Origin of the sequence: Paractinoplanes deccanensis, from assembly GCF_016862115.1 — a bacterium.
Taxonomy (GTDB): domain Bacteria; phylum Actinomycetota; class Actinomycetes; order Mycobacteriales; family Micromonosporaceae; genus Actinoplanes; species Actinoplanes deccanensis.
In genome coordinates, this window is sequence record NZ_BOMI01000214.1 from 17,340 (window position 1) to 27,673 (window position 10,334).

Genomic DNA, 10,334 nt, shown 5'->3' on the forward strand with positions numbered 1-10,334 from the left:
TACGGATGGGTTCGTCTGTGGACCATCGTGAATAGTCGTGCACCACAACGTCGGCGCTTGAATCGGTCTATGCGTGCGTCAGGAAGAGCGGCGCAGGGCGGGAGCGATGACCGCCGTCGCGAGCCCGGCCACGGCAATCGCGACCGTGGTCGACGTGGCCTCGGCCAGCACTCCCAGCACCAGCGGGCCGACGCCTTGCAGCGCCATCAGGCCCGTCGAGTGCAGGGCGAACAGCTGGCCTCGGCGGTCCGGTGGCGCGGCCTCCAGGAATGCTCGTTGCACGCCCAAGCCGTAGGCGTATCCCGTGCCCGCCAGCACCAATAGCGCCACGACGATCGGGAGCGGCGGGGCGGCAAGCAGCGCGATCAACGGCACGCCGAGCACGAGCACGAACGCTGCGGCGTACCGCTCACGCAGGCTCGGACGCAGGAACCGCCCCACCACGAAGTTGCCCAGCAGCATGCCGACGGCCGGTGCGCCCATGAGGATCGCGCCCGCGCCCGCCGGGAAGCCGCGCCCCGCGCCGTAGGCCACCAGCAGTGCCTCGGCGCCGGCCACCAGGGCGGAGGGTACCCATTGCACCAGCAGCAGGCGCCGGATCGTCCGGTCGGAAAGAAGCGCGATAGTGCCCGCCCAGCTGTCGCGGACCGTACCCGGTCGATCGACCGCTCCCTCGGGACGAGCGGAGGCGGGAAGGTCGTCTCTGGCCGCCGCCGGATGGTCCGGGTCCGGAATACGGGCATGGGCGCCCGGCTCGGGGGCGGTGGGCTCGCGGTCGGTCGGTGCTGGCGAGCTGACCGGTGCTGAGGGCTCGGGGGCGGTGGGCGCCGGGAGGCCCAAGCGGGCGGCGGCTGCGGCGATGGCGAAGCAAACCGCGGCCACGAGCAGGGCCGGGCGGGCTCCGACCGCGGCGACCGCGACGCCGCCAGCGGCCAAGCCGAGCAGCTGGGCGGCCGATGATGACATGTTCGACACGGCGCGGCCCAGGACGTAGGCGTCGCCGGTCAGGCGTTCGGCGATGACACGGGCGGCCGCGCCCGCGAAGATCGGTGTGCCGCAGGCGACCAGCGCCACCAACAGCAGGCTTGCGGCGACCGGGAGGTGGGCCAGGCCGAGCAGTGCGGCCAGGGCGGCCTCCACCACGTACCCGATGGTGATGAGTCGTCGCGGCGGAAGGCGGTCGGTGAGCGAGCCCAGGAGCAGGCCGCCGGCGAACTGCGGCAGGAAGCCGGCGGCGAAGGCGAGCGCGCTCAACAGCGGCGAGCCGGTGCCCGCGTAGACCAGCACGGAGAGCGCGAAGATCTGCAGCGAGGTGGCGCCGATCGCGAGGGTCCGCGCGACGAACAGGGCGCGGAAGGACGGCTCCGCGAACACCTCGCGGTAGGTGGCCGGGCGGTCGACGACAGTCATGCCATGAGCCTGCGGCCACCCGCGTAGCGCGGCGAGTGTTTCGCTCAGGGACGTAAGGTCGGGTGGTGAGACGATTCCTGGTCGGCACCGAGGACCTGTTGCGGACGCGGTTCGCGCCCTCGCCGGCCTTCGACCTGCATCAACTTATTCACGCGCTCGCGGGGCCGCATAGGCAAGGCGTGCCGGCCGCCTGGCTCGAACGGCTGCGGCCGCGTTTCGAGCGGTTGTGCGACGCGCCCGCGATGCAGGCGATCCTCACGCTGCGGCTGCCCCGCTCCGGGGCCACGTTCCTCACGCCGCCGCCGCGGCGTCACGGCCAGACGATCGAGGACGACCTGCTGGCGCTTCGTGGTGCGCCGATTCAGGCCGTACGAGAAGAAGTCGCGTTCTATGTCGCCCGGCGCCCCGACGCGACACCGGCGGCGCGCGAGGTCCTCGCGGCGGCGGACGTGGTGGAGCGGCTGGCCGTCCAGCTGGAAGAGGCGTGGGCGGTCCTGCTCGCGGACGACTGGCCCCGCCTGCGCCTGCTCTGCGAGCGCGACATCGTGCACCGCTCCGGCGAGCTGAGCCGCTCGGGCTGGGAGGCCGCCCTCTCCGGGCTGCACCCGAAGGTCCGCTGGCGCGACGGCGGCATAGATCTAGTCGGCCGCTCGGGTGGCATGACTAGGCTCGACGGCGAGGGGCTGCTGCTCGTCCCGTCGGTGTTCGTGTGGCCCGACATCGCCGTCTACGCCGACGCGCCCTGGCCCAAGGCGATCGTGTACCCGGCACGCGGCGTCGGCACCCTGCTCGAACACGGCCCACCCCAGCCCCCGGACCACCTGTCGGCGCTCATCGGCCGGTCACGCGCGCTGCTCCTCGTCACCCTCGCCGAGCCCGCCGGCACCAGCCAGCTGGCCCGCGCGTACGGCATGGCGGTGGGCGCCGTCGGCGACCACCTGGCCGTGCTGCACCGGGCCGGCCTGGTCGAACGAGCCCGCGACGGGCGCACGGTCCTCTACCGGCGCACGGAGCTTGGCGACGCCCTCGCCGGCTAGGCCAATGCCGCGAAGGTGGGTGGCGCTCTCGCTGCTCAGGCGAGGACCTGCGTGAGCCACTCCTCGAGTCGTCGCTGGGCGAGTGTGTCGCTGATGTCGAGGCCGCAGTCGCGCCACGGTGTGGCGACCTTGGCCGGGGTGGGCAAGTAGCCGACGATGTCCATGACGGTCCAGTAGCGATCCTCGTCGATCGGCCCGCCTGACCGTCGGCGACAAGCGGTCATGAAGCGGGTGGCGGCGTCAGCATCGTGCAGCATCGCCAGATACGTCGCCGCGTGCGATACGTCGAGCCATGCCGGGCCCCACGATGTCTCGACCCAGTCGACCACGCCGCTGATCTGATCGTGTTGCCACAGCACATTTCCGAGATGAATATCCCTATGCAGGAACGTACCCCGGTATGTCGGCGCCGGCTGCTCCAGGAGCCGAAACGCGCGCTCCCACAACAGTGGCTGTGCCGTCCATCGTGGAACTGTTCGCTTGGCCGGGATCGCCCACGAACTGGAAGTCCGCGGCCTCTCGTCGACCCAGTGGGATCTCGGCCAGCAGTCGTGCCAGCCCGTCCAGCACCTCGGCCGCCGCGGAATCGAGTCGTAGCCGCCCGGGTAGCCACGACATAAGATGGGCCGGCGCGCCGGCCTCGTCGCCGGCCGGATCGGCCCCGAGACTCCGTGGCGCCGGGATCGCTGTGGCCGCGAGCCTTCTCTGGGTCGCGGCCTCACGATGCAAGAGCTCTTCGCTGTACGTGCGCCACGGCTCCTTCGTCATGAGCCGCAGCACTGTACGCTCGCCGTCCTCCGATTCGAGCCGCACCACGGTGGACGTTCCCAACGAGTGCGAGGTGACCGCGACGGTGGCTCGGCTGCGCATGCTCGCGGAGAAGCTGGACGATTATCTGGCTTCGCCGGCGGACGGCTGACTCAGGTCGCCGCCAGCTTCGCTCGCAGGGGCTCCGCGCTCGGATGGTCCAGCTCGTCGAGGACGGTCAGCGCGTGCCGCCACGCCTCGTGGGCAGCTCGCGTGTCTCCGGCCGCGAGGTGTGCGTCGCCCAGGTGGCTGGTGGTGTCGGCCTCCTGGTAACGGTCGCCGAGCTCGGTGAAGAGGGCGACCGCCTGCTGGTAGCAGTCGACGGCCTCGGGGTGCCGGCCGAGCCGGTGATGGATGTAGCCGAGGCTGTCCCAGGCGTGCGCCTGACCGTACCGGTCGCCGAGGTCCTCCAGCAGGGTGAGCGCGCGGCGGCAGGAGACCAGGGCGCCGGGCAGCTCGCCCAGCAGCGCCTGATACCAGCCGACCGAGCTGAGGGCTACGGCCTGGCCGATCCGGTGGCCGGCGGCCTCGAACAGCTCCAGGGCGCGGCGTGCGTGCGGGAGGGCGTGGCCGGGGCGGTCCCTCCGGTCCTCCACGGCCGCCAAGCCGTTGTACGCGAAGGCCTGACCCGTCGTGTCGCCGGCCGGGGCGCTGACGCCGAGCGCCTTCCGGAGCGCCGTCTCGGCGTCGTCGAAGCGGTTCAGGCCCAGGCACGCGGTGGACACGTGCCGGTGGGCGCGGGCAAGCGTGGGTGCGTCCGCGTCGCGGGCGGCGGCCACCGCCAGCCGGGCGGCGGTCTCCAGGTCGTGCCAGTAGCCCTGCCAGTCGAGGAACGTCACGAGGGTGACGGTCAGCTGCCACGCCGCGGTCTCGAAGCCGCCCTCGGCGGCGTGCCGGACGGCGGCCAGCAGGGCCGGCCGCTCCGCCTCGAACCAGTCCAGGGCTTCCTGCTCCTTCACCGGCGGGTCCAGGACGACCCCGGACCGTGGGCTGCCGAGGTCGAGCGTGCCCTGTGCCGGATCGAGCAGCATGGTCGCGGCGTGGGCGGTGTGCACGTAGTGATCGAGCAGCCGGGACATCGTGGTGTGCCGCTGCTCGCCGGTCTCCTCCGCCGCCGCGAGCTCGGCGGCGTAGACGCGCAGCAGGTCGTGGAAGGTGTACCGGCCGGGCGCCCGCTCGACGAGCATGTTCGCCCGTACCAGCTCGACGAGGTCGCGCCGCACCTCGGGCACCGGGCGTCCGGCGAAGCTGGCGGCCGCGGCGGCCGAGACGCCCGGGTCGGGATGCGTGCCGAGCAGCCGGAACAGCCGGGCCGCCGAGGTGCTCAGCGCCGCGTACGACCAGGAGAACACCGTCCCGAGCCGGGTCGGCGCGTCGCCGGCGTCCAGCGCGTCGAGACGTTGCCCGGCGTCGGTCAACTCGGCGGCGAGTGCCGTCAGGGGAAATCCGCTGTGCCGGGCTCGCGCGGCGGCGATGGCCAGGGCCAGGGGGAGTCCGGCGCAGGCGGTGACGATCGCCGTCGCGGCGGCCGGCTCGGCGGTGACGCGCTCCTCGCCGAGCCGGTGCGTGAGCAGCTCGAGGGCCTCGCCGGGAGACAGCGCGCCGAGACCGGCCGGGTGGGCGCCGTGGGTGGCCAGCAGGGGCACGAGCTGATCGCGGCTGGTGACCAGGGCCAGGGCCGTCGAGGTCACCGGCAGCAGGTCGCGCACCTGGTCGGCGTCGCGGGCGTTGTCGAGCAGGATCAGCACGCGCTTTCCGTCGAGCAGGCTGCGGTAGAGCCCCACCTGCGCCTGGATCGTGGAGGGCACCCGGGCGGGCGGTACGCCCAACGCGTTCAGGAAGCCGCGAAGGGCCTGACCGGGTTCGAGCGCTCTCCCGCGCGGGTCGAAACCGCGAAGGTCGACGTACAGCTGGCCGTCGGGGAAGCGGGGCGCGGCGGCGCGCGCCCAGTGCACCGCGAACGTGGTCTTGCCGACCCCGGCCGTGCCCGAGATCGCGACGATCACCGCCGTGCCCGTCTCCCGCGGCAGCGCGTCGAGCTGCGCCAGCTGATCGCCGCGGCCCGCGAACCCGGCCACGTCGGCCGGCAGCTGGGCGGGCACGACGGATGCGGCCTCCTGCTGCCGCAGGATGGTCCGCTGCAGCGTCTGGAGCTCGGGGCTCGGGTCGACGCCGAGCTCCTCGCGGAGCCTCTCGCGGATCTCGGTGTACCGCTCCAGCGCCTCGGTGGGACGCCCGGCCAGGTGCAGCGCGCGGATCAGCTCGGCGCTCAGCGGCTCGGCCAGCGGGTTCTCCGCCGCCAGCTCGGACAGCCGGCCGGACACCACGCCGGGGTTGCCCGCCGCGATCTCGGCGCGAGCCCAGGCCAGCATCAGGTCGAGGTGGTCCTGCCGCCAGCTGTGGCGCATCCGGTCGGCCCACGGGCCGCCGATCCCGGTCAGCGGTTCCCCCCGCCACAGCGTGGCCGCCTCGCGGAGCAGGGTCACCCGCTCGCCGGTGGAGCAGCCGTCGCGGCGGCTGCGCCCGAGCAGATCCCGCATCCGGTGCAGGTCGACGCGGCCGGGGTCGGTGTCGAGCAGGTAGCCGCCCGACCGGCGCGCCAGCGTCGCCTGGCCGCCGGCCTCCTCCAGGGCTCGCCGCACCCGGGTGACGTGCGCGTGCAGCGACCGCCGCGCCGTCGGTGGCGGTGTCTCGCCCCAGAGCCGGTCGATCAGCACGTCGGTGGCGACGGCTCGCCCGGCGTCGGCCGCGAGCACGGCCAGCACGGCGCGCTGCCGCGGCTGGCCCACCTCCACACGCCGGTCGCCGACCCACGCCTCGACCGGCCCCAGCAGCCGAAACTCGATCACGTGACCCCCGAGGGCATCGACTCACAACAATCCCACAACACCGTCGGCTCAATTTATCGGTACGGCGCCAACCGCCGCCGCATCGAGAAATCCGGGGAGATGACATGCGCAGAACATCGATTCGTACGGTCCTGACAGTGGCGTTCGTGGCAGCGATGGCCGCTCTGGCGCCCGGGGGAGTGGCCGTCGCCGCCCCGGCCGAGCCGCCCGCGTTCTGCGCGGTGCTCGCGCAGCCCGCGGCGCAGCGGAACGACGGTTTTCCCGAGATGGCGTGCTCGGGCAAGTCCGCGGCCGCGGCCAAGGCGGGTCTCCGCACCGCCGCGGCGTCCCGGCTGCTGATGACCTACTACTCCGACGCCGGCTGGAAGGGCAGATCGCTGAACGTGTACGGCGCGTACGGCATCTGCGACGGCGACGGGTACGAGTTCAACCTGGACAGCTACTGGAGCACGAACATCTCGGCGATCCGGGGCTACCAGCAATGCAACGGCGTCGGGGTGTGGGGAAGGACCGTCGGGTACGGCCACACCGCGCTCTCGTGGAGCTTCGGCGCGACCGTGTGGAACGACAACGTGCGCAGGGTCTGGGTGCACTGCATCACGTACGTCTGCTGACCCGATGTCATCGTCGCCGGCGACGGGGGCTGGCGGAGATTCATTAGGGTGAGCGGATGGACTTGGAGTTCGCGGGGGAGATCTGGTTCTGGCGGGGGCCGGCGCCGTGGCACTTCGTCACCGTGCCCGAGGACCAGTGTGTGGAGATCGAGGCCGCGTCGTCGCTGGTGAGCTACGGGTGGGGGATGATCCCGGTGACGGCGCGGATCGGGGCGACGGGGTGGACGACGTCGCTGTGGCCGAAGGACGGGCGGTACATCGTACCGATCAAGACTGATGTCCGGAGGCGGGAGAGGCTCGACGTGGGGGAGACCGTCACTGTGCGGCTGACGATCGGGGCCGGACCGGCGGCACACAGCCGCTGAGCACGCCGATCACCTGGTCGCGGGTGAGGGCGGGGCCGAGATCGGCGTTGCGCGGGCAGGCGCGCAGGCCGTCGATGACCAGGCGCAGATAGCGGTCGTACGCCCCGGCGGGCGCGCCGGCGAGATCGCTGACCATGGTGAAGATGATGGGTACGTCGGTGGCCTCGAAGTCGGTGCGCAGGGTGCCCTCGTCCTTCGCGCGGGCGACGAGCTCGGTGATCACGGTCTCCAGGCGGTCGCCGGAGTCGGGGAAGCGCTTCTTCATGCCGAGGCTGAGCATCACGTCGCGCAGCCCGCGGTCCTCGGCGTGGGTGTGGCACGCGTAGACCATGAACCGGGTCAGGCCGTCCCACGCGCTCGGCTCGGCGAGGCACTGCTCGGCGACCGCGACGACGCCCTCGATGCGGTCGGCGAAAATGGCCTCGACCAGGGCTTCCTTGGTGGGGAAGCGGCGGTAGACGGTGCCCACGCCGACGCCGGCGTGATGGGCGACGTCGTCCAGCGTGGCGGCGAACCCGCGCGTCGCGAACACCTCCCGGGCGGCCGCGACGATGCGCTCCCGGTTGCGCTGGGCGTCCCGCCGCAGCGGGCGGGAGGCGGTGGCTGGCATGTGGCCAAGCGTACATCTAAACGGAGGGAACTTCTCAACTTCCGTTGCTACGCTGCGTTATGTGGAGGGGCAACCTCAACTTACGTTTCCGGAAGGCACTCGATGACCACCGCCGTTGATCAACTCGAAACACGCGACACGAGGACCACGGGGCGCTGGTGGGCGCTCGTGGTCCTCGCGCTCGCACAGCTGATGGTGGTGCTCGACGCCACGATCGTGAACATCGCGCTGCCCACCGCGCAGGCCGACCTGGGCTTCTCCGACGCCGACCGGCAGTGGGTCGTCACCGCGTACGCCCTCGCCTTCGGCAGCCTGCTGCTGCTCGGCGGGCGCCTGGCCGACTTCATCGGGCGCAAGCGGATGTTCCTGATCGGCCTGATCGGCTTCGCGCTGGCGTCGGCCCTCGGCGGCGCCGCGCAGAACCTCGAGCTGCTGATCATCGCCCGGGCGCTGCAGGGCGCGTTCGGCGCGGCCCTCGCCCCCGCGGCGCTGTCGCTGCTGTCCACGACGTTCACCGAGCCCGCCGAGCGCGGCAAGGCGTTCGGCATCTTCGGCGCCATCTCCGGCGCCGGCGGCGGTATCGGCCTGCTGCTGGGCGGCGTGCTGACCGAGTACGCATCGTGGCGCTGGTGCCTCTACGTCAACCTCGTGATCGCGGCGCTGGCCGTGGTCGGCGCCTCGCTCAAGCTCAAGGACGAGCCGGTCGCCCGGCACGGCAAGCTCGATCTGGTCGGCACGGTCACGGCCGTCGTGGGCCTGGTCGCCCTGGTGTACGGCCTCGCGAACGCGGAGACCGACGGCTGGACGGCCGGCTGGACCCTCGGCCCGATCATCGTCGGTGTGCTCGTGCTGATCGCCTTCGTTCTCGTCGAGCGCCGCGTCGCCAACCCGCTGCTGCCGCTGCGCGTCGTGCTCGACCGCAACCGCGGCGGCTCGTACGCCTCGATCGCCATCGCGGGCGCCGGCATGTTCGGCATCTTTCTGTTCCTGACGTACTACCTGACCGCGGTGCTGGCGTTCACGCCGGTCGAGACCGGCCTCGCGTTCCTGCCGATGCTCGGCGCGATCATGCTGACCGCCACCACGGCCGGCTCGATCCTCACCCCGAAGATCGGCCCGCGCCCGCTGGTGCCGCTCGGCGCCCTGGTCGCGGCGGTCGGCATGGTGCTGCTGACCAGGCTGGACCTCGACTCCACGTACGCCTCCGGCGTCCTGCCCGGCCTCATCGTGGTCGGCCTGGGCCTGGGCCTCGTCTTCGCGCCCACCCAGAACGCCGCCACCTCCGGCGTCGAGCACCGCGACGCCGGCGTCGCCTCGGCAATGATCAACACGGTCCAGCAGATCGGCGGTTCCATCGGCACGGCGCTGCTGAGCTCGTTCGCCGCCACCGCCGCCACCAACTACGCGTCCTCCCACGCGCCGTCGCCGACGCTCGCCGCCGAGGCCGCGCTCCAGAGCTACCACACGGTCTTCTGGTGGTCGGCCGGCTTCTTCCTGCTGGCCGGCATCGTCGCCGCGGTCCTGTTCCGCACGGGGCCGCTCGACGTGGACCCGGACGCCCCGCCGGCCATGGCCCACTGACGTTCTGGCGGAACACGGATCCCGGTCGCGGTTCGCGGCCGGGATCCCGCCTTTCACAGCACGAACCAGTAGTTGACCGTGGGGCCCTGGTCGGCGAGGCCGGCGCCCTCCGACTCGTAGAGGGTGCGGGCGGCCGTGTTGTGCTCGCCGGTGGTCAGGAACATCGTGGTGGCGCCGCGGTCGCGGCCGGCTCGCATGAAGGCGCGCAGCAGGGCGCGGCCGACGCCCCGGCGGCGGTGGGCGGGCGCCACCTCCAGGTTGTGCAGGTAGAGCATGGTGGCGCCGTCGGGGCGGGGCAGCAGGTAGCCCCAGCACCAGCCCTGCACGTCTGGACCGTTGCCGGCCACGAAGGCGAGCGTGCCTGGAGCCTCGACGAAAGCGGCGCCGGCCGGCTCGCGGCCGAAACACCGGGCCGCTTCGTCGAGGACGGCCAGGGTGGACGGCGTGATGCGGACGATCACGCGCTCGGGCGCCAGCCGTCCGGCGGGTCCTCGCCGGTGCGGCCGTCGATCGCCTCGCGCAGCAGGTCGGCGTGGCCGGTGTGGCGGGCGTACTCCTCGAGCAGGTCGTAGACGAAGCGGCGCAAGGTCGGGGTCCGGCCGTCCGGCCAGGGGCGTGGGCAGGGCTGGTCGAGGCCGCCTTCGGCCAGGGCCGCGGTGAGGCGGGCGCGGCCGCGGGCCACGGCCGCGTCGTAGAGGGCGTACAGGTCGGCGGGTTTGTCGTCGGCGGCCGAGGCGAAATCCCAGTCGGCGTTGTCGTCCCAGGGCGCGCTGTCCCAGGGCGCCGGCAGGGGCTCGCCGTAGAACTTGCCGGCGATCTGGTAGTCCTCGACCAGCGCCAGGTGCTTGAGCAGGCCGCCCAGGGTGAGCGTGGACGGCGGCAGGCGCCGGCTCAGGCCGTCGGCGTCGAGGCCGTCGGCCTTGTAGCGGAAGGTCCAGCGCATCCGGTCGAGCGCGCCGACCAGATGCTCGGTCTCGGTGCCGGCGATCGGGGGTTCCCACGGAGTCTCGGTCATGACTGGCACGCTAGACCCGGTTCCGGACGATCTCTGTCCGGAACCT

10 protein-coding genes and 1 pseudogene are annotated in these 10,334 nt (G+C 72.6%); 5 read left to right on the top strand and 6 right to left on the bottom strand.

Annotated elements, in window-relative coordinates; all coding sequences use genetic code 11:
* Nucleotides 1-78: 78 nt before the first annotated feature.
* On the bottom strand, nucleotides 79-1,410 hold the full coding sequence (locus Ade02nite_RS48165) for an MFS transporter (protein ID WP_203778169.1): 1,332 nt from the start codon (nucleotides 1,408-1,410) through the stop codon (nucleotides 79-81).
* Nucleotides 1,411-1,475: 65 nt separating this feature from the next.
* On the opposite strand from Ade02nite_RS48165, the gene Ade02nite_RS48170 reads away from it, so the two are divergent.
* Nucleotides 1,476-2,447 carry an ArsR/SmtB family transcription factor gene (locus tag Ade02nite_RS48170; protein WP_203778170.1) on the top strand — a complete coding sequence of 324 codons (972 nt, stop codon included), beginning with the start codon at nucleotides 1,476-1,478 and terminating at the stop codon, nucleotides 2,445-2,447.
* Between the two features lie 35 nt (nucleotides 2,448-2,482).
* On the opposite strand, the pseudogene Ade02nite_RS50165 reads toward Ade02nite_RS48170, so the two are convergent.
* A pseudogene (locus Ade02nite_RS50165) lies at nucleotides 2,483-3,263 on the bottom strand (phosphotransferase family protein).
* Between Ade02nite_RS50165 and Ade02nite_RS50170 the strand changes: the two are divergent.
* A complete protein-coding gene (locus tag Ade02nite_RS50170; RefSeq protein WP_239169624.1) occupies nucleotides 3,214-3,366 on the top strand; it encodes a hypothetical protein in 153 nt (50 codons plus the stop codon). The pseudogene Ade02nite_RS50165 and the gene Ade02nite_RS50170 sit on opposite strands and share 50 nt — an antisense overlap.
* A gap of 1 nt (nucleotide 3,367) precedes the next feature.
* On the opposite strand, the gene Ade02nite_RS48185 is transcribed toward Ade02nite_RS50170, so the two are convergent.
* Nucleotides 3,368-6,103: an AfsR/SARP family transcriptional regulator gene (locus Ade02nite_RS48185; RefSeq protein ID WP_203778173.1), complete on the bottom strand. Its 2,736-nt coding sequence runs from the start codon at nucleotides 6,101-6,103 to the stop codon at nucleotides 3,368-3,370.
* A 104-nt stretch (nucleotides 6,104-6,207) separates the two neighbouring features.
* Between Ade02nite_RS48185 and Ade02nite_RS48190 the strand changes: the two genes are divergently transcribed.
* Nucleotides 6,208-6,717: a hypothetical protein gene (locus tag Ade02nite_RS48190; protein WP_203778174.1), complete on the top strand. Its 510-nt coding sequence runs from the start codon at nucleotides 6,208-6,210 to the stop codon at nucleotides 6,715-6,717.
* 56 nt (nucleotides 6,718-6,773) lie between these two features.
* Complete coding sequence (locus tag Ade02nite_RS48195) at nucleotides 6,774-7,082, top strand: DUF1905 domain-containing protein (protein ID WP_203778175.1); 309 nt, start codon at nucleotides 6,774-6,776, stop codon at nucleotides 7,080-7,082.
* Here Ade02nite_RS48195 and Ade02nite_RS48200 read toward each other — a convergent pair.
* Complete coding sequence (locus tag Ade02nite_RS48200) at nucleotides 7,033-7,692, bottom strand: TetR/AcrR family transcriptional regulator (protein WP_203778176.1); 660 nt, start codon at nucleotides 7,690-7,692, stop codon at nucleotides 7,033-7,035. The two genes, Ade02nite_RS48195 and Ade02nite_RS48200, sit on opposite strands and share 50 nt — an antisense overlap.
* Nucleotides 7,693-7,794: 102 nt before the next feature.
* On the opposite strand from Ade02nite_RS48200, the gene Ade02nite_RS48205 reads away from it, so the two are divergent.
* On the top strand, nucleotides 7,795-9,273 hold the full coding sequence (locus Ade02nite_RS48205; RefSeq protein WP_203778177.1) for a DHA2 family efflux MFS transporter permease subunit: 1,479 nt from the start codon (nucleotides 7,795-7,797) through the stop codon (nucleotides 9,271-9,273).
* A 53-nt stretch (nucleotides 9,274-9,326) separates the two neighbouring features.
* Here the strand turns inward: Ade02nite_RS48205 and Ade02nite_RS48210 are convergent, their stop codons facing one another.
* Nucleotides 9,327-9,734: a GNAT family N-acetyltransferase gene (locus Ade02nite_RS48210; protein WP_203778178.1), complete on the bottom strand. Its 408-nt coding sequence runs from the start codon at nucleotides 9,732-9,734 to the stop codon at nucleotides 9,327-9,329.
* Nucleotides 9,731-10,288 carry a DinB family protein gene (locus tag Ade02nite_RS48215; protein WP_203778179.1) on the bottom strand — a complete coding sequence of 186 codons (558 nt, stop codon included), beginning with the start codon at nucleotides 10,286-10,288 and terminating at the stop codon, nucleotides 9,731-9,733. Before Ade02nite_RS48215 ends, Ade02nite_RS48210 begins: the two co-directional genes overlap by 4 nt.
* Nucleotides 10,289-10,334: the final 46 nt, after the last annotated feature.

Coding starts and splice junctions, on each gene's coding strand:
- Ade02nite_RS48165 (WP_203778169.1), bottom strand. CDS start 1,410: ATGACTGTCGTCGACCGCCCGGCCACCTACCGCGAGGTGTTCGCGGAG.
- Ade02nite_RS50170 (WP_239169624.1), top strand. CDS start 3,214: ATGAGCCGCAGCACTGTACGCTCGCCGTCCTCCGATTCGAGCCGCACC.
- Ade02nite_RS48190 (WP_203778174.1), top strand. CDS start 6,208: ATGCGCAGAACATCGATTCGTACGGTCCTGACAGTGGCGTTCGTGGCA.
- Ade02nite_RS48195 (WP_203778175.1), top strand. CDS start 6,774: ATGGACTTGGAGTTCGCGGGGGAGATCTGGTTCTGGCGGGGGCCGGCG.
- Ade02nite_RS48200 (WP_203778176.1), bottom strand. CDS start 7,692: ATGCCAGCCACCGCCTCCCGCCCGCTGCGGCGGGACGCCCAGCGCAAC.
- Ade02nite_RS48205 (WP_203778177.1), top strand. CDS start 7,795: ATGACCACCGCCGTTGATCAACTCGAAACACGCGACACGAGGACCACG.
- Ade02nite_RS48215 (WP_203778179.1), bottom strand. CDS start 10,288: ATGACCGAGACTCCGTGGGAACCCCCGATCGCCGGCACCGAGACCGAG.